Origin of the sequence: uncultured Halorubrum sp., assembly GCF_937146585.1 — an archaeon.
In the GTDB taxonomy this organism is placed as follows: domain Archaea; phylum Halobacteriota; class Halobacteria; order Halobacteriales; family Haloferacaceae; genus Halorubrum; species Halorubrum miltondacostae.
Genome location: NZ_CAKZRO010000154.1, coordinates 1 through 22965, shown reverse-complemented (window position 1 = coordinate 22965; position 22965 = coordinate 1). Strand labels below are relative to the sequence as shown.

Here is a 22965-nt window from a genome sequence, read left to right as displayed (position 1 = left end):
GGAGTTCGGCGGCGACACCCCCGCTTCGAAATCCTTTTACAGCTTTCGAGGGGATATACGCCCAACTGAACCATGGACGTCGATATCATCTCCGAGGAGGAGAACCCGATGCTGCACCGCACGGACATCCGTTTCGAGACGACCCACGAGGAGGCCACGCCCTCGCGACTGTCGGTCCGCGACTCGCTCGCGGCCAAGCTCGACAAGGACTCCGAGGAGGTCGTCGTCCACGAGCTCGACACGAAGTTCGGCATGCGCAAGACGATCGGCTACGCGAAGGTGTACGACTCCGCGGCCGACGCGCTGGAGGTCGAGCAGGACCACATGCTCGAGCGCAACAAGATCGGCGGCGACGAGGCGGACGCCGAGGAAGCGTAACCCCGCCGGATGCGCGTTCTCGGCATCGAGGGTACCGCGTGGTGCGCGAGCGCCGCGCTGTACGACGCCGAGACCGACTCAGTTCTCATCGAATCCGACCCCTACGAGCCGGATAGCGGCGGCATTCACCCGCGCGAGGCCGCCGAACACATGTCGGAGGCGATCCCGGAGGTCGTCGACCGAGTCTTGACCGCGGCCGAGGAGCGACACGGGCCGGACGCGGTCGACGCGGTCGCCTTCTCGCGCGGCCCCGGGCTGGGGCCTTGTCTCAGGATCGTCGGGACCGCCGCGCGGTCGCTCGCCGGCACGCTCGGCGTCCCGCTCGTCGGCGTCAACCACATGGTGGCGCACCTCGAGATCGGTCGCCACCGCTCCGGCTTCGACAACCCCGTCTGTCTGAACGCCTCCGGCGCGAACGCGCACCTGCTCGGCTACCACGACGGGCGGTACCGCGTCCTCGGCGAGACGATGGACGCCGGGGTGGGCAACGCGATAGACAAGTTCACGCGGCACGTCGGGTGGAGCCACCCCGGCGGGCCGAAGGTGGAGGCGGCGGCGGCGGAGTTCGCGGCGTCCGCGGGCGAGACCGACGTCGAGGGGGAGTCGTCCGGGGGGACCACCGAGACCGATCTCCTCGATCTCCCCTACGTCGTCAAGGGGATGGACTTCTCCTTCTCCGGGATCAGCTCGGCCGCGAACGACGCCGCGGACGAGGGCGTCCCGGTCGGGGAGATCTGCTTTTCGCTCCAGGAGCACGTGTTCGCGATGCTGACGGAGGTCGCCGAGCGCGCGCTGTCGCTGACCGGCGCGGACGAACTCGTGTTGGGCGGCGGCGTCGCGCAGAACGACCGCCTCAGGGAGATGTTGGCCGCGATGTGCGGGGCCCGCGGCGCCGCGTTCCACGCGCCGGAGCCGCGGTTCCTCCGCGACAACGCCGGGATGATCGCCGTGTTGGGCGCGAAGATGGCCGCCGCCGGGGACACCGTCGCCGTCGCGGAGTCGGCAGTCGATCCGAACTTCCGACCGGACCAGGTGCCGGTGACGTGGCGCACGAGCGAGTCCGTCGCGCGGCGGGACGAACCGGAGCGACCGGAGACCGACACGGACGCGGACCGCCGCGGCGCGGAGGCGACCGTCGAGGTCACCGGAGGCGGGGACGACCGTCGAGTGATCAAGCGGCGGGTGCCGAAGTCGTACCGACACCCCGAGCTCGACCGGACGCTCAGGCGCGACCGGACCGTCGCGGAGGCCCGGCTGACGAGCGAGGCGCGGCGGGCCGGCGTTCCGACGCCGCTCGTGTACGACGTCGACCTCGCGACCGCGACGCTGACGCTCCAACACGTCGGGGACCGCGACCTCGCGGCCGCCCTCGACGAGCGGTCGACCGAGGCGGTCGGCCGCCACCTCGCGCGGCTCCACGGCGCGGGGGTCGTCCACGGCGATCCGACGACGCGGAACGTGCGGGTCGCGCTCGGCGGCGAGGGCGCGGAAGCCGACGAGAGGGCGGGCGCGCCGCCGGAGACGTACCTCATCGACTTCGGCCTCGGCTACCACACGGGGCACGTCGAGGACCACGCGATGGACCTCCACGTGTTCGAGGGGTCGGTCCGGGCGACCGCGGCGGACCCCGGGCCGCTGGTGGCGGCGTTCGAGGCGGGCTACGCGGCGGTCGGCGACGGGGACGTCCTCGACCGCCTCCGCGACGTGGCGGACCGCGGCCGCTACCGCTGACGGTCCGGCCGGCTTGCCGAGGGCCGTCGCACCCCGACGCGATCGGCGGGCCGCGTCGCCACGATTTATGGTGTCGGCCGACAGATAGACTCCTATGGCAGACAAACCGTCTTCGGGAGAGATTCTCGGGATCCCGTACAACTTCGAGCGGCCGAGCCTCGGTCGGCTGCTCTCGTCGTACTGGCAGCCCGGCAAGGGGATGCTCGTCGAGAAGCCGTTCGGCATCGGCTACACGCTGAACCTCGCCAACTGGCGGTCGTGGATCGTGCTCGCGGTGGCCGGCGGGCTCTACTACCAGCAGCAGCAGTCCGCCGGGGGCGACCTGTCCGCCGGCGGCGAGGAGGACGAGGCCGACGACGGACCGGTCGAAGTGATCGTCGACGACGACTGAGGCGCCGACCGGGGGCGCGCCGCGGTCGCGCGGCCGTCGGTTCTCATCGCTGATTCCGCATCGGGTTCATTTAAATACGAGAAGCGAGAAGTGACGACGATGAAAGTCCAGTTCGAGTGCTCGTGTTCGGAGGAGATCTCCGAGTTCACCCGCGGCGAGACGAGCCGGGGGGTCCACGTCGAATGCGGGAACTGCGGCGCGGTGTACGCCGTGACGATCACCGAGCTGGATTAGCGGGCGGCGACGCGGACTCGAACCGGAGCCGGACCGTCGTGCCGTCGTCGGTCGCGTCGAACCTGACGGTGCCGCCCTGCGTCTCGCACATCCACTTGACGAGCCACAGCCCGATGCTGCTCGCGTGCGAGAGCGGCGTCTCCTCTTCGGCCTGTAACACCGCGCGCTCGTCCGGCGGGATCCCCGGTCCGTTGTCGGTGACCTCCAGGCAGGTGGTGGTCCCGTTCTCGCGGATCGTCGCCTCCACGCGCCGCGTCTCGCCGTCGTTGTGGGTGACCGCGTTCTCGAACACCTCGCCGATCGGGAACTCGACGGAGTCGTCGGCGCGGATCCACGCCTCCGCGGGGGTCTCGACCGTGACGGCGGCCCCGCCGGCGTCGACGGCGGCGACCGCCTCGTGGACCGCGTCGACGAGGTCGACGCGACCGTCCGGCCGCTCGGGCGACGCGTCCTCGATCACGCGGAGCTTCTCGCTTATGGCGACGATGTCGTCGGTCGTCTCGCGGACGGTCTCTAAGCACTCCCGGCTCCGATCGTCCTCGACGCGGTCGGCCAGCAGGTCGGTGTACCCCTGGATCACGTTGAGGTCGTTCCGGACGTTGTGACGAAACACGCGACTCAACACCTGGAGCTGCTGGTTGGTGGTCTCGAGGTCCCGCCGCGCGGCCTCCGCCTCGCGGCGGTGGTGCGTGACCGCGCCGTAGAGGATCCCCCCGGATCCGACCACGATCAGCCAGTCGCTGACGAGACGCGTCGGCGCGACTCCACCCGCGGACGCGAGGGCGAAGTCGACCGCGACCACGGAGAGCGCTCCGAGGCAGATGTACACCGCCGTGACGACGGCGGCCGACCGCCCGTAGAGTAGTTCCGAAATATATTTCATTTATTTTTAATTTGTTCTTGGGAGAATTTTCTCTGTGTACGACACGTCGACGGCCGACGGCTTAAGTTTTGACCGGCGGGTGAGCGTCGTTACCACGAGGCACAGTCGGCGCAGACGAAGGCGTCCCCGTCGCGCCAGCGGCGCTCGGTCCGCGTTCCGCATCGGTCGCAGGCCGCGCCGTCGGCGTGCCAGGTCGAGGTGGCGACCGCGGGCTCGACGCCGTCCGGGTCGACCGAGTCGGTCTGCGCGTCGTCGAGAGGTGCCTCCCCGCCGGCCGACTCCGACTTATCATCGTCCGCGTCGCTCTCGCTGGCGTCCGGTTCCGCCGTGTCCGCCGCCGCGAAGTCGTCGAGCGAGCGGTCCTCCGGCATCTACGCCTCCCGCCGGAGCCGGTCGACGACGTAGTCCCGCTCCAGTTCGCCGAGGAACTCGCCGAGCCGCGGCCCCTGGGTGTCGTCGAAGAAGAGGCGGTAGCCCGCCGCGAAGAAGTCGCTCACCTCGACGTCGTGGTCGCGGGCCGTCTCGTACATGGCACCCTGTATCTCCTCGCCGTCGTGACCGGCCGCGACGAACGCCGCGAGGTCGTCGAGCGCGGCCGCGACGTCCTCGTCGAACTCGACCGCGGGGAGGTCGGTCTGGAGCCGGTAGTCGTACTCGTTGCCCGTCCGCTCGGCCCAGTTCCGCGCCTGCTCCACGCGGGCGAGCGCGGCGTCGACGGCGTCGGCGTCGGCGTCGTCCGGAATGTGGCCCTCGTCGCGGGCGAGGCGCTCGCGGAAGTCGGGGTCGTCGACCATTCCGAGCACCGCCGCGAACGTGTACGGGAGTCGGATCGGCCGCTCCGTCGGCGGGTCGTCGGGCCGGCCGACGACGAACGGGTAGGCGCGCTCGGCGAAGGCGGTGAGGTCCGGGTCGTCGACCTCGCCGAAGTAGGCGCGCTCGAACCGGTCGAAGCGGTCGACCAGCTGGTCGAGCCGTTCGATGTCGAGGTCGCGAGCCTTCTTCGGGTGGAGCGCGAAGAAGTAGCGCAGCACCTCGGGCTCGATCAGCTCCAGCAGCTCCTGGACCGTGACGACGTTGCCCTCGGAGGAGGAGAACGCGTCGCCGTTGAGCGTGAACCACTCGTACACCATCGGCACTGGCGGCTCTTCACCGAAGACGTTCCGCGCGACGTCGACGCCGGAGGGCCACGACCCCTCCGCGTGGTCCTTGCCGAACGGCTCGAAGTCGACGCCGAGGACGCCCCACTGGGCGGGCCACTCCAGCCGCCACGGGAGCTTCCCCTCGCGGAACGTCGCGGTCCCCTCGTGGCCGCAGCCCTCGATGGTGTTGCCGCCGGCGTCCATGTCGGTACAGACGTAGTCGACGGTCTCGGCTTCGGGGTCGATACCGGTCACCGTCTCCGTGACCTTGCCGCACTCCGCACAGACCGGGTTGAAGGGGACGTACTCGTCGTCGACCTTGTCCTGATACGGGAAGAGCACCTCGCGGACGCGTTCGACGTCGCCGAGCACCGTCCGGACCGCGTCGTCGAAGTCGCCGTCGGCGTACAGCTCGGTGTTCGAGAGCATCTCCACGGGGACGTCCAAGCGGTCGGCGTCGGCCTTCAGTAAGCCCGCGAAGTGGGCCGCGTACGACTCGGCCTCGCCGAACGGGTCCGGGATCGCGGTGTACGGTTTCCCGAGGTTGCGGCCGAGCGCGCCCGCGTCGACCTCGCCGAGCCCGACGATCTCGCCGTCCGCGTTCGCCAGCTTGCGCGGGACCTTCCGCAGCGGGTCCTTGTCGTCGGAGGTGAACACCTGCCGGACCTCGCGGCCGCGGTCGCGGAGCACCTCGGCGACGAAGTAGCCGCGCATGATCTCGTTGAAGTTGCCGAGGTGCGCCACCCCGGACGGCGAGACGCCACCCTTGATCACGATCGGCTCGTCGGGGTCGCGGGCCTCGACCTCGTCGGCGACGACGTCGGCCCAGAAGGCGTGGAAGGTCTCCGTGGTCTCATCGGCCGCGTCCTCGCCGTCGGCGGCGGACCCCGCCGAGAGGATGTGGGGCGAGTCGTCCGGGGCCGCGTTGGGGGCGTCGACGTCCGGGTCGGCCGTCTCGTCCGCGGCGTCGTCCGCGCTCATCGTTCCTCCGTCCAGCGGTTCGGTTCGTCGGCGTCGGGGGGAACGACGTCCGTCCCCGTGTGGTCGCCGCGCAGCACGGCGTCGACGACGGCGCTCGGGTCGGTCCCGTCGAGGACGATCGACCGCAGTCCGGCCCGGTCGATCAGCTTCGCCGCGAGGAGGTCGACGGGGGCGGACGCGCCCGCGTCGCGGCTCATCGGGAGGACGACCTCGACGAGCTCGGCCGGCGACAGCTCCGCGAACTGGGCCGCGTCGGGGTCGGCGTTGGGGTCGGCGTCGTACACGCCGTCGGCGCTGGTGGCGTACACGAGGAGGTCGGCGTCGACGGACTCCGCGAACGCCGCGGCAACGGCGTCGGTCGTCTGTCCCGGCGTGACGCCGCCCATCACCGACACCTCGTCGCGTCGGAGGGCCGCCGCCGCCGCCTCGGTGTCGGTCGCGGGCGCGAGGCTCGCGCGCTCGCCGAGCGCGGCGATCAGTAGCCGGGCGTTGAGCCGGGTGGTGCCGATCCCGAGCCGGTCGAGCTCGACCTCGTTGGCCCCGATCTCGCGCGCGGTCTCGATGTACTCGCGGGCGACGCCGCCCCCGCCGACGACGACCCCGACCTCGCAGCCGGCGGCGGCCAGCCGTTCGATCGCCTCGGCGTACGCGGCCACGCGCTCGGGGTCGAGGTCCGGCGCGAGCACGCTCCCGCCGACAGAAACGACGACTCTCATTGCCGAGGAGTATCCCTGTCGCGGTCTTAAGGATTGTCAAGCCCGGACGCGGCGCGGCGGGAGCGGGACGCCAATCCGGCCCGCGGCCCGGCCGGGAAACGCCTAAGCCGGTCGCGGCCCGCTCTCGAGTATGCGACCGATATCGATCGTCGGCGACGGGGCGTCGGCGCTGGCTCGGCGGCTCGCGGCCGGCCTCGACGGACGGGTCGCCGTCGTGGAGCGCGACGAAGCCTCGGACCCGGTCCCCGGAGACGAGCCGAGGGGAAACGACCCGGCCGCCGACGGCGGGGTCGTCGGTCCGGCGCGGCGCCACGACGCCGACACCGCGATCGCGTTCGACGCCGACGGGAACTGGACCGGTCGGGGGAGCGTCGACGGCTTCGACGACCTCCTCGACGGGCTCGCGCCGGACCACGACTACCTGATCGCGGTCGGCGCGTCGCGGCTGCGCGTGCCAGCGATCCTCTTGGGCCCGGACCCGGACCCCGAGAGCGTACCGGGAACGGTCCTCGCGACCGCGGGCGGCCCCGAGGAGGTCGCCCTCGACGCGCTCGTCGCCGAGCTCGACGGGGCGGAGCCGTGGATCACCCGCGAGACGCTCGTGCGCCGCGTCGAGGCGTCGACGGACGCGGAGCGGTCGGGCGCGATAGCCACGTTCACCGGACGGGTGCGCGCCCGCGACGCTCCGGACGACGACCGGACGACGCACCTCGCGTTCGAGAAGTACGAGGGGGTCGCCGAAGAGCGGATGGAGGCGATCGCCGGGGAGCTCGAGGCGCGCGACGGGGTCTTCGACGTGCGGATGCACCACCGCACCGGCGTGATCGAGGCGGGCGAGGACATCGTCTTCGTCGTGGTGCTCGCCGGCCACCGTCGGGAGGCGTTCCGGACGGTCGAAGACGGGATCGACCGGCTGAAAGACGAGGTGCCGATATTCAAGAAGGAGGCGACGGAGTCGGAGACGTTCTGGGTCCACCGGCGAGACTGAGCGGCGCGGCGGCCGGAGCGACCGTCGGATCGCGGCGGCGCACGGCTCGCGAGGCGACTTCGAGCGGGGTCGCGCGAGGCGCGCGCAGCCGTTCCGAACCAAGTTTAGCGGCGTATTTTGCTGCTAAACGGCGCTCGGACGAGCGTCAGCCGGCGGTCGTTCCCACCGACAGACAGAGCGGAGAAACGTCCACAGAACAGAGCATAAAATGTCTGCGCGGTTCTGAAACGTTCGTGAAGAGTCCGTCAGACACGTTTTAGCCCGACAATTTCGGTGAAACGCCCTGAACGTCACCCAACGGTCTCACCTTTATAACACCCTCCGGGAGCAAGCGTGAGGTGTACAATGAGCGCGACTGCGAACCCCTCCACGAACGCGAGCGCGAACGATGACCGCAGCAAGGAAGAGCGGCTGAAACAGTACCTGCTCGACCGCGCACAAGACGGCGAGATGTACTTCAAAGGGAAGTTCATCTCCGAGGACGTCGACCTCTCGCCGAAGGAGATCGGCGCGCTGATGGTGAAGCTCCGCGACTCCGCGACGGAGCTCACCGTCGAGAAGTGGTCGTACACGGGCGCGACCACCTGGCGCGTCGAGCCCGCCTGAACGCCCCCAAGCTCCGCCGAGAACCGCTCGCGGAACCGTCCCCCACACACCACCGCGCTTCGCCCGCGGCCCGGTCCCCGTCCGCGCTTTTCGCGACGCCTGACCACCCCCGAACGGACCGGCTGGTCCGTCGATAGCGGCTCCCGCGCCCGCCGACGCGGGGTTTATAATCGCCGACCAGCTACGACGTGACGATGCCAGAACACGAGGACGCGGCGACGGCCGGCGACGGCGCGCCGCGTCCGGAGCCGCTCCGGACGTTCTTTCGGATCGACGAGGTCCGCCGCGAGGACGGTCGCGTGCGATACCGCGGCGAGTCGTACGTCCCGGAGCGGACGCTGTTGCGGAAGCTGACCCCGCACTTCAGGGAGGCCGGCTACGAGGTCGACGTCGAGATGGTCGACGGCGGTCACGTGGTCGTCGCGACCCCGTTCGACCGCGGCCGCGACGGGATCCCGTGGGTGAACCTCGCCATGTTCGCCGCCACCGTGCTGTCGACGCTGTTCGTCGGCGCGTACGGCTGGTACTACGTCCCGCTCGCGGAGATCCAGTCGAACCCGCTGACGCTGCTCCAGGCGTGGCCGTTCACCGCCGCCGTCCTCGGGGTGCTGATGACCCACGAGCTCGGCCACTACGCCGCCGGCCGCTACCACGGCGTCCCCGTCTCGCTGCCGTACGTCATCCCGTTCATCTTCCCGTTCGGGACGCTCGGGGCGATCATCCGCATCCGCGGGCGGATGCCCTCTCGGAAGGTGCTCTTCGACATCGGCGCGGCCGGGCCGATCGCGGGGCTCGTCGCGACGGTCGTCGTGACCGCGATCGGTCTCTCGCTCGACCCGATCCGGGTTCCGGCGGAGCTCGCGAACGCGTCGGGAGCCATGATCCGGTTCAACAACCCGCCGCTGTTGGACCTCATCGCCGGTTTCCTCGGGCAGCCGACGAGCTACGGCGACCCGAGACTCACCGCGCACCCCGTCGTGATCGGCGGGTGGGTGGGGATGTTCTTCACCCTGCTGAACCTCCTCCCGGTGGGCCAGCTCGACGGCGGCCACATGGTTCGGGCGATGCTGGGGCCGCGTCAGGAGACGGTGGCGGCGCTCGTCCCCGGCGCGCTGTTCACCATCGCGGCCTACCTCTACTTCTGGCGGGGGCTCGGGCTGAACGAGTCCGTCGGCCTGTGGGCGTTCTGGGGCGTGTTCGCGACGGTGATCGCGTACAACGGCCCGGCGGACCCGACGGAAGAGGGGGGCCTGGGGCTGGCTCGGGTCGCGGTCGGCGTGCTCACGTTCGCCGTGGGCGCGCTCTGTTTCCTCCTGGTCCCGATCCAGGTCATCGGTGCGTGACGCCGCGATGACCCGGTCGTTCCCGCGGTTGCGCTCGCGCGCCGAACGGCTCGGCTTCCGGGCGCTGTACCGGCTCGCCGACCTGACGTACGCGTTCGGCGTCGCGACGCCGAAGCGGACGGTCGCGGGGACGTACTGGAGCTACGAGCCGACGAACCCCCACGGGAACGACGCCGGGCTCGCGGCGCTCGATCGCCTCCCGGCCGACGCGGTGATCGTCGACGTGGGCGCGCACGTCGGCGAACACGCGGTGCCGTTGGCCCGCGGCACCGACCGCCGCGTGGTCGCGTTCGAACCGAACGGCGAGAGCGCGGACCGGCTGGCGCGCAACGTCGATCGGAACGGGCTCGGTGACCGGATCGACCGCAGGCGCGCCGGCCTCGGGGACGCGAACGAGACGCTCACCTTCTACCGGTCGACGTTCTCGAAGTGCTCCGCGTTCGACCGCGACCTGGCCACGCGGTGGGGCGCGAGCGTCGCGGGCACCGAGCGGGTGCCGATCCGGCGGCTCGACGACCTCGTGGAGGGGGTCGACGGAGCGGCCGCGGGCGCGGCCGAGCGGCCGCGCGACGTCGACCCCGTGTCGCCGCCGGACGCGATCAAGGTCGACGTCGAGGGGCACGAGGCCGCGGTGTTGCGGGGCGCGGCGGCGACGCTCGCCGCGCACCGGCCGCTGCTCGTCGTGGAGGTCCACGGAGCGGAGCGATCGGCGGGGGCCGAGGCGGCGGCCGCCGAGCCCGTCGCCCTGCGCGAGTGGCTGGAAGCGCGGGACTACGCGGTCGAGGAGGCGGAGGACGTGTGGATATGTAGACCGGGCGGCGAGTGAGTCAGTCGTCGCGCCGCTGTTTCATCCCCTGTCTGGTGAACTGCGGGGTCGCGCGGAGGCCACGCTTCTTCCGGAACGACCGGTACAACGCGATCGCGAGGGGTGCGGCCAGCGCGAGGACGACGAGCGCGAGCCGCCAGTTGTTCGCGAACGAGTAGAGGATCGTCGCCGAGAGGACGCCGACGGCGAGAAGCACCGAGTAGGCGATCCGCATCGCCAGCTTCTCTAAGACCTTGGTGTCGTCCTCCAACACGACGTTGACCGTCAGGTCGTCGCGGTTGGCGCGGTCGAGGAACTCGTCGGCCTTCGGCGGGACCGTGAACAGCGCCTCCGTCGTCCGCTGGACCTGCCGGCCGGCGTCCTCGGCGAGGTCGCGGGCCGTCTGCTCGTAGTACCCCTCGTCGCGGAGGTAGTCGGTCGCCGTCGAGATGAAGTCGAACTCGGGGTCGAGCGTGACGCAGACCCCCTCGACGACGGTGGCGACCCGGAGGACCAGGGCGAGGTTCGGCGGGAGCCGGAGCGGGAACTCGTAGATGGACGACTCCACCTGCTCGATGATCTGGTTCACCTGGTACTGCTCGACGTCCTCGCCCCGGACGTCGGCGATGGCGAGCTCCATCACGTTGCCCATCACCTCGCGGTCGGCCTCGGGCGAGAGCGTCCCCATCGAGATGAGCGTGTCGAGGATGTCGTCGATGTCCTGTCGCGCGACCGCGACGTAGAACTCGACGATCTTCTCCTGGACGAACGGGTCCACGCGCCCCGCCATCCCGAAGTCGTAGAAGATCACCGACCCGTCGTCCGCGACCGCGAGGTTCCCCGGGTGGGGGTCGGCGTGGAACACGCCGTCGTCGATGATCATCTGGAGGTACACCTCCTGGAGGATCTCCGCGATCGCCGTCCGGTCGTGGCCCGCCTCGTCGAGCGCGTCGATGTCGCTGATCTTCGTCCCCGGCACGTACTCCATCGTGAGCACTCGCGGTCCCGACACCGACTCGTACGTCTCCGGGATCCGGATCCGGTCGTTGTCCGCGAAGTTGCCGCGGATCTCCTCGAGCATCGTGCGCTCGCGGGCGTAGTCCATCTCCTCGCGGATCGTCTTGGCGAACTCGTCGGCGAGGTTCTCAAGCGAGAACGACCGCCCCGCGCCGGTGAACCGCTTGACCAGCGGGATCGACCAGCGGATGGTGCGCAGGTCGGCCTCCACGAGCGACTCGATCCCCGGGCGGCGCACCTTCACGGCGACCGAATCGCCCTCGTAAGTGGCGGTGTACACCTGCCCGAGGCTCGCGCCGCTTATGGGGTCGCGGTCGAAGTCGTCGAACGTCTCGTCGACCGGGCCGAACTCGTCTTCGAGGACGACCTTCGACTCCTCCCACGGGGCCGGCGGCACGTCGTCTTGGAGCCCCTCTAACACCTCGATGTACGCGGGCGGGAGGATGTCCGGCCGCGTCGAGAGGATCTGCCCGAGCTTGATGAACGTCGGCCCGAGCGTGAGCAGGATGTCGAGCAGGACGGCGGCGCGCTCGCGCTGGGTCTCCGTGTCGACCTCGCGGCTCCCGCCGAACAGGAAGTACCGGCGGCTGTCACGCCAGTAGGCGACGATCAGCGGCGAGAATTGCCGAAGCACGACGACGAACCGCCAGTAGGCGCGAAGGTTGACCAGCGTGACCACCCGTCAGGCGTCGCCCTCGTCGTCCGCGTCGTCGACGGGGATGCTCTTGGAGACGTCGCGCTCCCGCTTGGGGAGCGAGATCTCGAGGACGCCGCGGTCGATCTCGGCGTCGGCCCCCGCGCCGTCGGCGTCGTTCGGGAGGGGCAGCTCCGCGTCGAGGAACAGCGGGCGGTCCTCGCGGACGTACTCGAACCCGTCGGGGACGGCCTTCTCGCGGCGTCCCTCGATGTCGATGCGGCCGTCCTCGACGAGCACCTCGGTGGTCTCGGCGGTCGCGCCCGGGAGGTCGACGACGAGCACGTACCCGTCGTCCGACTCGAGTAAGTCCGCAAATACCGCGTCCGGGAGGTCCCGGAGCGCGTCGCGTAACGCTGACATAGCGGTGGGTACGACCGCCGCGGCGAAAAACCTGTGGAAAGGACCGATCGGACCGCGGGACCGGGAGCGGACGCCGCCGCCGGCGCGGTCGCTCAGTCGTCGCCGATGTCGAGGTCGAACTTCCCGAGGTCCTCGCCCTTCGACTCGCCCGGGAGGATGTCGCCGAGCCCCGCGCCGAACGCGGCCGCGGCCCAGACGACCGCGATCCGCCCGACCCGTTCGAGCGCGGTGGGGTCCCCCTCGTGGAGCCGTCCCCAGAACAGCAGCATGGCCGACGCGGTCGCTAGCGAGACGAGGAGGACGCCCACGTACCGGCGGGGGATGAGGCCGAAGATCGGGTTGCGGATCGCGATCTGTCGGAAGTCGGCGTAGTAGAGGAGCCCGGCGGTCGCGAGGAAGACGAAGCCGACGTGGCCGATCAGGAGGACCGGGACGCCCGCGACGGTCGTCGCCGCGAACCAGGCCGCGATCTCGAAGACGCCGCCCTCGACGAGCAGCGGGAGCGCGAACAGCACCGCGCCGACGAACGACTCGGCGAGGTCGCGGGTGGTGTACTTCGTGATCCGCTCCGCGAGCGCGCCGGTGCCGGGCATCCGCTCGACGAGCGAGATCGTCTGTCGCACCTCCTCGCGCTCGTGGCCCTCGTCGACCGTGTCACGCAGGGCGTCGAGCTTCGCGAGCAGGTCGTCGATGTCCGGGTCGCCGGGGGGCGGCGCGGCGGCGGGCTCTCCGGAGCCGTCCGCCCGGCGCGCCTCCCCGTCGTCGCTGTCGACCATGTGCCACCGGGACGCGCGAGCGACCTAAAGCTCGCGGCGGACGTGGCCCCGGCGCGGTCGGCGGTCTACAGTCGGGAGAGGAACGCCGAGAGCGCCTCGTTGAACGCGGCCGGCGCTTCCAGCATGGCGAGGTGCGCGGCGTCCGGGAGCTCGGCGAGCTCTCCGGCCGGGATCCCGTCCGCGAGGTACTCATGGTACGCGGGCGGCGTGAGCTCGTCGTGCGCGCCGACGAGCGCGAGCGCCGGGACGCCGACCTCGTCGAGTCGCTCCCGGACGTCGAACCGGTGGCAGGTGAGGAAGTCGCGTTCGGTGACCGCTCGCCCGCACTCGCGCATGGCCGCCTCGGAGAGCTCGACGTACTCGGGCGGCGCGTCGTGGAAGAGGCGGTCCGGCTCGTGGAGCGTCGACACGGCCCGCTCGAAGTCGTCTGCGAGCGCGTCGCGGAGGGGCTCGGCGACGGCGAGCTTCGCGCCCGTGCCCGCGAGGACGAGGCCGTCGAGCGCGAAGTCGCGCTCCAGGGCGACCCACAGCGCGACCGCGCCGCCGAGGGAATTCCCGCAGAGCACGGTCGCGCCCGTCCGCTCCGCGACGGCGATCACGTCGTCCGCGTACGCGTCGAGGGTCTCGTGACCGGCCGGCGTCGCGACGTCGTCGCTGTCGCCGTGCCCGGAGAGGTCGACGGCGACGCCCGGAAACCGGTCGGCCAGCCGCGCCTGCGACTTCCAGACGTCCTTCGTGCCGCCGCTCCCGTGGACGAAACAGACCGTCGGTCCGTCGCCGCCGCGGTCGAAGCGGCGGTACGCCGTCTCGCGGCCGTCGTGGGTGACCCGTTCCATGTCCCGGCCGTTCGTCGTCGAGCGGCATAAACGCCGGAGGGAGCGGCCGCGCGGACCGGCCACTCGGACCGGCCGATCCGCCGACTCGGCGGCGGTCGATAAGGGGCGGATAGCCCCGAACCGCTACACTACCGTTACAGATCTGGATCACTCACGTCCTGCGATTTTGAGCGATATGTTTATATATCCTCGCGACTAACTCGTAGTTAGGATGAATCACATACAGACCCGATCGACCGGCGACGGCGCGCTGCTGCGTCGGTACGAGTACGACGACGGGTGGACCGTCGCGGCCGACCTCGGCGTCGACGACGAGACGGTCACCGTCGACACCGTCGGCGGGACGGCGATCGTCGTCGTGGAGGGACCGGACGGGCCGGTCGAGTCGGAGTTCGAACTGCCCGGGACGGCCGCTGACGCGACGGTGAACAACGGCGTGCTCACCGTGGAGGGCGAGCGATGAAGCTCACGGTCAAGCCGCTGAAACAGAAGGACGCCGGCCGTCGCCTCGCGGCGATCGACCGCGTCGCGGCCGACGAGCTCGGGCTCTCCGGCGGGGACATCGTCCGCGTCGAGAGCGCCGACGGGGCGGCGATCGCCCGCGTCTGGCCCGGCTACCCCGAGGACGACGGGACCGGCGTGATCCGCATCGACGGCCGCCTGCGCCAGGAGGCCGACGTGGGGATCGACGACCGCGTCACCGTCGAGGACGTCGACGTCTCGCGGGCGGACGCGGTGACGATCGCCTTCCCCAGCCAGCTGCGGGTGCGGGGGCAGATCGCCCCGTTCATCCGCGACAAGCTCTCCGGCCAGCCCGTGACGGAGGGGCAGACGATCCGGACCTCGCTCGGCTTCGGGCTGATGGGCGGCCAGTCGCAGGCGGTCCCGATGAAGATCGCCGAGACGAGCCCCGGCGGCACGGTCGTCATCACCGACGACACGGAGATCAGCATCTCCGAGATCTCCGCCGAGGAGATCGCCGACCGCGGCGACGCCGCGGGCGGGACCGGCGAGGGCCCCGACGTCACCTACGAGGACATCGGCGGGCTCGACGACGAGCTCGAGCAGGTCCGCGAGATGATCGAGCTGCCGATGCGGCACCCGGAGCTGTTCAAGCGCCTCGGCATCGACCCGCCGAAGGGCGTCCTGCTCCACGGCCCGCCGGGCACGGGGAAGACGCTGATCGCGAAGGCGGTCGCCAACGAGATCGACGCGAACTTCCACACGATCTCCGGCCCGGAGATCATGTCGAAGTACTACGGCGAGAGCGAAGAGCAGCTCCGCGAGGTGTTCGAGGAGGCGTCCGAGGAGTCGCCGTCGATCATCTTCATGGACGAGCTCGACTCCATCGCGCCCAAGCGCGAGGAGGCGGGCGGCGACGTGGAGCGCCGCGTCGTGGCCCAGCTGCTCTCGCTGATGGACGGGCTCGAAGAGCGCGGCGAGGTCGTCGTCATCGGGGCGACGAACCGCGTCGACGCCATCGACCAGGCGCTCCGACGGGGCGGCCGCTTCGACCGCGAGATCGAGGTCGGCGTCCCCGACCGCGACGGCCGCAAGGAGATCCTCCAGGTCCACACGCGGAACATGCCGCTGACCGACGGGATCGACTTGGACGAGTACGCGGAGAACACCCACGGCTTCGTCGGGGCCGACCTCGAGTCGCTGGCGAAGGAGTCCGCGATGCACGCGCTGCGGCGCATCCGGCCGGAGATCGACCTCGAATCCGACGAGATCGACGCCGACGTGCTGAACAGCATCCAGGTGACCGAGTCCGACTTCAAGGAGGCGATCAAGGGGATCGAGCCCTCCGCGCTCCGCGAGGTGTTCGTGGAGGTTCCGGACGTCAACTGGAACGACGTGGGCGGCCTCGGCGACACGAAAGAGCGGCTCCGCGAGACGATCCAGTGGCCGCTGGAGTACCCCGAGGTGTTCGAGGAGCTCGACATGCAGGCCGCGAAGGGCGTCCTGATGTACGGCCCGCCGGGCACGGGGAAGACCCTGCTCGCGAAGGCCGTCGCCAACGAGAGCGAGTCGAACTTCATCTCGATCAAGGGACCGGAGCTGTTGAACAAGTTCGTCGGCGAGTCAGAGAAGGGCGTCCGCGAGGTGTTCAGTAAGGCCCGCGAGAACGCGCCGACGATCGTGTTCTTCGACGAGATCGACTCGATCGCGACCGAGCGCGGCAAGAACTCCGGCGACTCCGGCGTCGGCGAGCGCGTCGTCTCCCAGCTGCTGACCGAGCTCGACGGGCTCGAATCGCTGGAGGACGTCGTCGTCGTCGCGACGACGAACCGCCCCGACCTCATCGACTCGGCGCTGCTCCGCCCCGGCCGTCTGGACCGGCACGTCCACGTGCCCGTCCCCGACGAGGCGGCGCGCCGCCGGATCTTCGAGGTCCACACGCGGAACAAGCCGCTGGCGGACGACGTCGACCTCGACGCGCTCGCCCGCAAGACCGAGGGGTACGTGGGGGCCGACATCGAGGCCGTCGCCCGCGAGGCGTCGATGAACGCCTCCCGGGAGTTCATCGGTAGCGTCACGCGCGAGGAGGTCGGCGAGTCCGTCGGCAACGTCCGCGTGACGATGGCCCACTTCGAGGACGCGCTGAGTGAAGTGAGCCCGAGCGTGACCCCCGAAACGCGCGAGCGGTACGAGGAGATAGAACAGCAGTTCCAGCGGTCGGAGGTCGACCGCGACGAGGCCGAGCCGGGCGCGGCGTTCCAGTAAGTCGGGCGCGCGACCCGAGCCGGCGGCCGGCCCGCGGCGGTTTTTTCAGACGAGTCCCAGCGTCGACAGCAGGTAGAACGCGGCGACGACGACGATGCCGATCGTGACGAGCCGCCACGCGAGCTTCAACACGAACTTACCGACGACGATGACGAGCGCGACGGCGACCAGCGCGACCAGCAGCTGGCCGACCTGACTGCCGAGCAGGGCGGCCTGCGCCGGTGCGACGAGCCCCGCGAGCGCGAGCGACGATGCGGTCATGTCCGGCCTCACGGCGACGCCGGGCATAAGCTTGTGGGACGAGCGCAAATTCTGGTATCGATTCTGATAGGTAAGGGGAAACGGACGCGGTGAGCCCGACCGGAGAGCCGCCAGCGAACGGCCGGCGCGGCGGCGGCGCGCAGTCTCAACGCCGGAACTCCGGAGAGCCCACCCCCCTTCTGTTCCGGTGGGAAACCGCTTTCGTCAAGCGATTTTTTCCTTCGGCGTTCAGTTTCACTCCGGTCTACCTATGCTTATATGTCCAGAGCCCCTTCCTTGCCGACGTACCGGATTCAGCGTTAGACGCGCCGGGCGGACGTTACATACCGAATCGGACATGTAGATGCCGGACGGGTCCGAACATCCGAACGTACAAGGGCTCGCCTCGCCACTACACCAACACTACAGATGATCCACATGCCACGCCAAGCCAGCGGGGTGGCCGTCGAATGAGCAGCGACGGCGTCTCCGCGGACCGAGTCGAACTACCGATCAAACGCACCACGGGCGACACGATGGAGGAGCGCCTCACGGGCAACGCCTACCACAACATCCTGCCCGCGCGCTACCTCCGGAAGAACGCGGACGGCGAACCGGTCGAAGACCAGGAGGAGCTGTTCGACCGCGTCGCGCGCAACGTCGCGCTCGCGGAGGCCGTCTTCGAGGCCGAGAAGCAGGGCGTCGAGGTCACCGTCACGCCCGACCAGCTGAAGCCCGACCACCCGCGGCGCGACGAGCTCGCCGAGGAAGTGTTCGGCGCGGGCACGACGGCGGACGACGAGACCGAGACGACGCTCACGGCCCACAACGTCAACAAGTTCGCGTACGACACCGTCGTTCCCGAGCTGCCCGACGACGTGCGCGACCACGTCGAGGCGACCGCCGAGACGTTCCGGAGCGGGATGGAGTCGCTCTCGTTCATGCCGAACTCCCCGACGCTGATGAACGCGGGCGACGAGCTCCAGCAGCTCTCCGCCTGCTTCGTCGACTCGCCGGGCGACGACATCACCGACATCCACCAGACCGCCAAGGAGGCGGCCGAGGTGTTCCAGTCCGGCGGCGGCATGGGGTACGCGTTCTGGAAGCTCCGCCCGTACGGCGACTCCGTCGGGTCCACCGGCGGCATCGCCTCCGGGCCGATCACGTTCATGCGGACGTTCGACCAGATGTGCGAGACGATCGCGCAGGGCGGCGCGCGCCGCGGCGCGCAGATGGGCGTCATGCGCATCTCGCACCCCGACGTCATCCAGTTCATCCACGCGAAGAACAAGGACGTCTCCCTCGCGCACTCGCTGCGCCTGAACGACCCCGACGACTTCACGCACAACTCCTTCGCGGACGCCTTAGAGGAGGCCCGCGAGCTCATCGACGAGGACGGCAAGGTGCCCGAGCACCTCCGGAACGCGGTCGAGGGACACCTCTCGAACTTCAACATCAGCGTCGGCGTCACGGACGACTTCATGGAGGCGCTGGCGAACGACGAGGAGTTCACCTTCACCAACCCCCGCACGGAGGAGCCCCACGTCGCCACCCCGGAGACGAAGGAGCTCTACGACATGTTCGGCCTCGGCGAGCACGTCGAGGTCGGCGAGGAGCTCTCCGTCCCGGCGGCCGAGATCTGGGACCACATGATCCAGGGCGCCCACGAGAACGGGGAGCCGGGCGTCGTCTACCTCGAACGGATCAACAAGGAGCACTCCTTCGACGTGGAAGAGCACCCGGAACACCAGATCCTCGCGACGAACCCCTGCGGCGAGCAGCCGCTAGAGGAGTACGAGGCCTGTAACCTCGGCCACATCAACCTCTCGACGCTCGCGGACCTCGACGCGCCCGACTGGCGCGTCTGGTCGGACGAGCACGCCGACGAGTACGACTCCGAGGCGGCCGCGGTCGAGGCGTTCTTGGAGGAGGCGATCGACTTCGACGAGTTCGAAGACCGGATCGCGTACGGGACCCGCTTCCTCGAGAACGTCGTCACGATGTCCGACTTCCCGGTCGACGAAATCGAGGAGAAGGTCCGGGACATGCGGAAAATCGGGCTCGGGATCATGGGGCTCGCGCAGCTGTACGTCCAGCTCGGCGTCCGCTACGGCTCCGAGTCGGGCAACGAGATCGCCCGGCAGCTGATGACCCACATCAACCACGAGTCGAAGCTCGCCTCCCACGAGCTCGCCGAGGAGCGCGGGACGTTCAACGACTGGGCGGACTCGAAGTACGCGAACCCGACCGAGCACCGCGACTGGTTCGAGCACTTCACCGGGCTCGACGCCGACGAGTGGGCGGACGGCTTCCCGATCCGCAACCACAACACGACGACGATCGCCCCCACGGGCACGACGTCGATGATCGGCAACACGACCGGCGGCTGCGAGCCCATCTACAACGTCGCCTACTACAAGAACGTCTCCGACGACGTCCAGGGCGACGAGATGCTCGTCGAGTTCGACGACTACTTCCTGCGCACGCTGGAGGCCAACGACGTCGACGTCGAGGCCGTCAAGCGCGAGGCGCAAGAGCAGATGGCCGCGAACGAGTTCGACGGCGTCGAGGGGCTCGACACCGTGCCGGACGCCATCGGCGAGCTGTTCGTCGTCACCGGCGACCTCTCGGCGAAGGACCACGCCGGCGTCCAAGTCGCCTGTCAGAAGGGCGTCGACTCCGCCATCTCGAAGACGGTGAACGCGCCCAACGACTCCACGCTGGGCGACGCCAAGGAGGTCTTCGAGTACATCTACGAGAACGGCGGCAAGGGCGTCACCTACTACCGCGACGGCACCCGCTCGAAGCAGGTGCTCACGACGCGCGCACAGAACACGGAGTTCGCCGACGAGAGCGAGGCCGCGGAGACTATCGTCGAGCAGATCAACGAGGTCTTCGGCGGCGTCGAGGCGTTCCTCGACAACGATGACGTCCGCGCGGCGATCGACGCGGAGGTCTCGGACCTGCTCGAAGCGACCGAGCAGCCCCGGATCGACTACAGCGAGCGCAGCCCGCGCCCCGACTCGCTGTCGGGCGTCACCCAGCGCGTCGAGACGGGCTACGGCAAGCTGTACGTCACCATCAACGAGGACGAGCAGGGGCTGCCGTTCGAGCTGTTCGCGAACATCGGTCACTCCGGCGGCTACACCAACTCCTTCACGGAGGCGCTCGCGAAGGTCATCTCGACGGCGCTGCGCTCCGGCGTCGACCCCGAGGAGATCGTCGACGAGCTCCAGGGCACCCGGAGCCCGAAGGTCGCCTGGGACAAGGGCGAGCAGATCCAGTCGATCCCGGACGCCATCGGCACCGCGCTGCGGCGCTACCTCGACGACGACGTCGACAAGGGGATCCCCCAACAGCAGAGCCTCGACGACGTCGAGGAGGCCGCGGCGGGCGCGAGTCCCCCGAGCCAGACCGACGGCGGCGCGGTGGACGCCGGCGCGGCGACCGACGCGCCGACCGGGGCCGCGCCGACGGGCGAGGACGACGCCGCCGGCGCCGACGACTCCACGCAGGAGCTCATCGCCGCGGGCGAGTCGCCCGAGTGTCCCGAGTGCGGCGGGATGAACCTCTACTACTCCGAGGGCTGCAAGACGTGCGAGTCGTGCGGCTGGTCGGAGTGTTAGGGTAACGAGCGGTCGAAGACGCGGTTTTTTTGCGGACGTCGCTTCCGCGACACGCGCTCACTGCTAGCTCTCCGGTTAGCGTGCCGCTGGCCGGGTGGAGAGGCGGAGAGATGTCGCGAGGGGGTCAGTCGTCCTCGAGCGCCTGCGCGATCCGCTGGAGCTGTCGAGTCGCGTCCCGGACCTCGTCGCGGAGCTGGCGCACCTCGCGGACGAGCTCCTCGTTGCCGCCGTCGTCGCCGCGGCCGCCCGGTTCGCCCTGCGCGCCGGGACCGCCGCCCATGCCGGGCGGACCGCCCGCGCCGCCGGGGCCGCCACCGCCCATCATGCCGGACATCATCTGCGCGAAGGGGTTGCCGCCGCCGCCACCGCCCATCCCCGGCGGGCCGCCGCCGCCCATCATCTCCTCGGGGTCGGGGCGGTCGCCCTCCTCGCGCTCCTGTTCGCGTCGCTCGCGGATCTCCTCGACGCGCTCGCGGAAGGACTTCTCCTCGCCGTCGTCGCCGTCGGCGGAGTCGCCCTGTTCGCCGGCCTCGCCGTTCTCGGGGTCGGTGGCGTCGTCGTCTGCCATGCGCGAGCGTTCGGCGGCGCGGCCGAAAAGGGTTGCCGTGGCGTCCGCGACGGTGTATTTATAACCCCGCGGCGGACCGCCGCTGACCGTAGGGCGTGGTCGCCACCAGGCCGGCCGACGGGGTCGCGTCGGCGTCAGGTCCGAACCATCCGGTGACAGTTCGGGCACTCCGTCGCCTCGGCACTCCCGCCGGCCGCGGGCACGCGGTCGCCGCAGTTCGGACACCGCGTCCGAGCGCGAGCGTACTCGGTGCGCGAACGGACCGGCGATCGGTCGTCGTCCTCAGACATGCTTTCTTGGCACTCATTAGCACACAAGTAGGTTATCGACATATTCCTAAAACACGATTTAGGCCGTCGAGCGCGGGTCGTCCGCGCTCCGTCGTCACTCGTGGCCGGAGACGCGAACCGGCTCGTACGGTTCTTCGAGCCACTCGACGTCCGACGTGGAGAGGTCGATGTCGAGCGCCTCGACCGCGTCCTCGAGGTGTTCGACGCTCGTCGTGCCGACGATGGGCGTGTCGACCGGCTCCTTGTGGAACAGCCACGCGAGCGCGATCTGGGCCATCTTCACGCCCTTCTCCGCGGCGAGCTCCTCGACCCGCTCGTTGACCGCTCGGCCGCCGCCCTCGCGGTAGGGGTGCGCGTAGAGGTGCTCTTCCGTCTCGCCGCGGAGCGTGGCGTCGACTTCTTCGTGCGGGCGCGCCAGGTAGCCGCGCGCGAGCGGGCTCCACGGCATCACGCCGATCCCCGCCTTCTCGCAGAGCGGGAGCATCTCGCGCTCCTCCTCGCGGTACGCGAGGTTGTAGTGGTTCTGCATCGTGGCGAACCGCTCGTACCCCTCGCGGTCGCTCGCGTGGAGCGACTCCGCGAACTGGTGGGCCCACATCGACGACGCGCCGACGTGGCGCACGTCGCCGCGGCGCACCGCGTCGTCGAGGGCGGCGAGCGTCTCCTCGATCGGCGTGTCGTCGTCCCAGCGGTGTATCTGGTAGAGGTCGATCGTGTCGGTGCCGAGCCGATCGAGGGAGTTCGACAGCTCCTGTTCGATCGCCTTCCGCGAGAGCCCGCCCGAGTTCGGGTTCGACTCGTTCATCTGGAAGTACCCCTTCGTGGCCACGACGAACTCGTCGCGGTCGTACCCGTCGAGCGCTTCGCCGAGGACGCGCTCGCTCTCGCCGTTCGAGTACATGTTGGCGGTGTCGAAGAAGTTCACCCCGAGCTCGATCGCGCGCTCGACCAGCTCCGTCCCCTCCTCCTCGTCGAGGACCCACTCGCGCCAGTCGGGGTCCCCGAAGCTCATACAGCCGAGACAGATCTTCGAGACGGTCGTACCGGTGGAACCGAGGGTGGTGTACTCCATACGCCGGCCACGGCGAGCCGCAGTAAAAATCCCGCCGTCGAGTCCGGACGCCGAACCGGCCGGGACGATCCGGCTCTCTGTCTCGTATCAATGGTTCAATCGGTCGTTGAAGCCGCGAAAGACGCGGACGAAGATCGGTCGTTGTGGGGGTGTAACCGGATAAAATTGCTTCAATCACCGCCTGAATTCGAGCAAGCGGCATGTAACTATACCACACGGGGCAATATGATTGGATGTCTAACAGGTGTGTCGAAGAAACCAAGCGCGGACGGTTGGGGGCGACGTTCGGGCCGATTCTCAGTGCGATCGTCTGGGTAGTGCCGAATCGATTGCCGAGTCGGCGTCGAGACGGAAAGGCGAGGCGACTGGATGAGCGACGAGGGAGAGTCCAGCGGAGTCGACGCGACGGCGGGCGGACGGTCGGAGGAGACCGGGTCGCTCGGGCGGAACGACCCGGCCGCGACCGACGTAACCGGGAGCGCAGACGGCGACAGCGATGCCGAGGGCGGCGACGGCGCCGTGACCGACGACGCGATAGAGGAGATCTCCTTCCTCACCCGG

At 69.9% G+C, this 22965-nt stretch carries 24 protein-coding genes; 12 read left to right on the top strand and 12 right to left on the bottom strand.

The features are described 5' to 3' along the window. Positions 1-72: 72 nt before the first annotated feature. The 4 genes from Q0116_RS13095 to Q0116_RS13080 all read left to right on the top strand — a co-directional run bounded on the left by Q0116_RS13095 (position 73) and on the right by Q0116_RS13080 (position 2734). Entirely contained in the window at positions 73-378 is a 306-nt protein-coding gene (locus Q0116_RS13095; RefSeq protein WP_004597313.1) for a 30S ribosomal protein S24e, read from the top strand. A gap of 9 nt (positions 379-387) precedes the next feature. After that, positions 388-2109 carry a bifunctional N(6)-L-threonylcarbamoyladenine synthase/serine/threonine protein kinase gene (locus Q0116_RS13090; protein WP_297889178.1) on the top strand — a complete coding sequence of 574 codons (1722 nt, stop codon included), beginning with the start codon at positions 388-390 and terminating at the stop codon, positions 2107-2109. Between the two features lie 94 nt (positions 2110-2203). Next, the gene (locus tag Q0116_RS13085) at positions 2204-2500 is read left to right on the top strand and encodes a DUF5808 domain-containing protein (protein ID WP_297889175.1); all 297 of its coding nucleotides are present in this window, start codon (positions 2204-2206) and stop codon (positions 2498-2500) included. 99 nt (positions 2501-2599) lie between these two features. Next, positions 2600-2734 (top strand): hypothetical protein, encoded by a 135-nt coding sequence (locus Q0116_RS13080; RefSeq protein WP_006114415.1) that lies wholly within the window; start codon positions 2600-2602, stop codon positions 2732-2734. On the opposite strand, the gene Q0116_RS13075 is transcribed toward Q0116_RS13080, so the two are convergent. From Q0116_RS13075 to pyrH, 4 genes are all read right to left on the bottom strand, one after another. Then, positions 2718-3617, bottom strand: a complete 900-nt coding sequence (locus Q0116_RS13075; protein WP_297889173.1) for a sensor histidine kinase KdpD — start codon at positions 3615-3617, stop codon at positions 2718-2720. The genes Q0116_RS13080 and Q0116_RS13075 overlap by 17 nt on opposite strands. An 89-nt stretch (positions 3618-3706) precedes the next feature. After that, positions 3707-3988 carry a hypothetical protein gene (locus tag Q0116_RS13070; protein WP_297889171.1) on the bottom strand — a complete coding sequence of 94 codons (282 nt, stop codon included), beginning with the start codon at positions 3986-3988 and terminating at the stop codon, positions 3707-3709. Then, the gene (gene lysS / locus Q0116_RS13065) at positions 3989-5737 is read right to left on the bottom strand and encodes a lysine--tRNA ligase (RefSeq protein ID WP_297889168.1); all 1749 of its coding nucleotides are present in this window, start codon (positions 5735-5737) and stop codon (positions 3989-3991) included. It abuts the gene before it with no gap. Then, positions 5734-6453 (bottom strand): UMP kinase, encoded by a 720-nt coding sequence (pyrH, locus tag Q0116_RS13060; RefSeq protein WP_297889165.1) that lies wholly within the window; start codon positions 6451-6453, stop codon positions 5734-5736. The genes lysS and pyrH overlap by 4 nt, the downstream gene beginning before the upstream one ends. 130 nt (positions 6454-6583) lie before the next feature. Here pyrH and Q0116_RS13055 point away from each other — a divergent pair, with 130 nt between their 5' ends. From Q0116_RS13055 to Q0116_RS13040, 4 genes are all read left to right on the top strand, one after another. Beyond that, positions 6584-7441, top strand: a complete 858-nt coding sequence (locus Q0116_RS13055; RefSeq protein ID WP_297889162.1) for a molybdopterin synthase — start codon at positions 6584-6586, stop codon at positions 7439-7441. Positions 7442-7786: 345 nt separating this feature from the next. Continuing rightward, complete coding sequence (locus Q0116_RS13050; protein WP_004597322.1) at positions 7787-8047, top strand: hypothetical protein; 261 nt, start codon at positions 7787-7789, stop codon at positions 8045-8047. A 194-nt stretch (positions 8048-8241) separates the two neighbouring features. Continuing rightward, complete coding sequence (locus tag Q0116_RS13045) at positions 8242-9390, top strand: site-2 protease family protein (RefSeq protein WP_297889154.1); 1149 nt, start codon at positions 8242-8244, stop codon at positions 9388-9390. Beyond that, positions 9383-10216, top strand: a complete 834-nt coding sequence (locus Q0116_RS13040) for an FkbM family methyltransferase (protein ID WP_297889151.1) — start codon at positions 9383-9385, stop codon at positions 10214-10216. Before Q0116_RS13045 ends, Q0116_RS13040 begins: the two co-directional genes overlap by 8 nt. 1 nt (position 10217) lies before the next feature. Here the strand turns inward: Q0116_RS13040 and Q0116_RS13035 are convergent, their stop codons facing one another. From Q0116_RS13035 to Q0116_RS13020, 4 genes are all read right to left on the bottom strand, one after another. Then, positions 10218-11891 carry an AarF/ABC1/UbiB kinase family protein gene (locus Q0116_RS13035; RefSeq protein ID WP_297889148.1) on the bottom strand — a complete coding sequence of 558 codons (1674 nt, stop codon included), beginning with the start codon at positions 11889-11891 and terminating at the stop codon, positions 10218-10220. 3 nt (positions 11892-11894) lie between these two features. Further along, the gene (locus Q0116_RS13030; RefSeq protein WP_297889145.1) at positions 11895-12269 is read right to left on the bottom strand and encodes an Hsp20/alpha crystallin family protein; all 375 of its coding nucleotides are present in this window, start codon (positions 12267-12269) and stop codon (positions 11895-11897) included. 92 nt (positions 12270-12361) lie between these two features. Further along, on the bottom strand, positions 12362-13045 hold the full coding sequence (locus tag Q0116_RS13025) for a DUF2391 family protein (protein WP_297889142.1): 684 nt from the start codon (positions 13043-13045) through the stop codon (positions 12362-12364). A 65-nt stretch (positions 13046-13110) separates the two neighbouring features. Further along, positions 13111-13881, bottom strand: a complete 771-nt coding sequence (locus Q0116_RS13020; protein ID WP_297889138.1) for an alpha/beta fold hydrolase — start codon at positions 13879-13881, stop codon at positions 13111-13113. Between the two features lie 211 nt (positions 13882-14092). On the opposite strand from Q0116_RS13020, the gene Q0116_RS13015 reads away from it, so the two are divergent. Then, the gene (locus tag Q0116_RS13015) at positions 14093-14344 is read left to right on the top strand and encodes an Hsp20/alpha crystallin family protein (protein WP_297889137.1); all 252 of its coding nucleotides are present in this window, start codon (positions 14093-14095) and stop codon (positions 14342-14344) included. Next, on the top strand, positions 14341-16608 hold the full coding sequence (locus Q0116_RS13010; protein WP_297889135.1) for a CDC48 family AAA ATPase: 2268 nt from the start codon (positions 14341-14343) through the stop codon (positions 16606-16608). Before Q0116_RS13015 ends, Q0116_RS13010 begins: the two co-directional genes overlap by 4 nt. 45 nt (positions 16609-16653) lie before the next feature. Here the strand turns inward: Q0116_RS13010 and Q0116_RS13005 are convergent, their stop codons facing one another. Next, entirely contained in the window at positions 16654-16896 is a 243-nt protein-coding gene (locus Q0116_RS13005; RefSeq protein ID WP_297889132.1) for a hypothetical protein, read from the bottom strand. Between the two features lie 422 nt (positions 16897-17318). On the opposite strand from Q0116_RS13005, the gene Q0116_RS13000 reads away from it, so the two are divergent. Then, a complete protein-coding gene (locus Q0116_RS13000; protein WP_297889129.1) occupies positions 17319-20474 on the top strand; it encodes an adenosylcobalamin-dependent ribonucleoside-diphosphate reductase in 3156 nt (1051 codons plus the stop codon). A gap of 124 nt (positions 20475-20598) precedes the next feature. Here the strand turns inward: Q0116_RS13000 and Q0116_RS12995 are convergent, their stop codons facing one another. The 3 genes from Q0116_RS12995 to Q0116_RS12985 form a co-directional block, all read right to left on the bottom strand. Beyond that, entirely contained in the window at positions 20599-21042 is a 444-nt protein-coding gene (locus Q0116_RS12995) for a hypothetical protein (protein WP_297889126.1), read from the bottom strand. A 134-nt stretch (positions 21043-21176) separates the two neighbouring features. Then, positions 21177-21332: a hypothetical protein gene (locus tag Q0116_RS12990; RefSeq protein WP_297889123.1), complete on the bottom strand. Its 156-nt coding sequence runs from the start codon at positions 21330-21332 to the stop codon at positions 21177-21179. A gap of 94 nt (positions 21333-21426) precedes the next feature. Beyond that, complete coding sequence (locus tag Q0116_RS12985; RefSeq protein ID WP_297889120.1) at positions 21427-22404, bottom strand: aldo/keto reductase; 978 nt, start codon at positions 22402-22404, stop codon at positions 21427-21429. Positions 22405-22773: 369 nt separating this feature from the next. On the opposite strand from Q0116_RS12985, the gene Q0116_RS12980 reads away from it, so the two are divergent. Further along, on the top strand, positions 22774-22965 hold a 192-nt coding region (locus Q0116_RS12980), incomplete at its 3' end, for a hypothetical protein (RefSeq protein ID WP_297889117.1).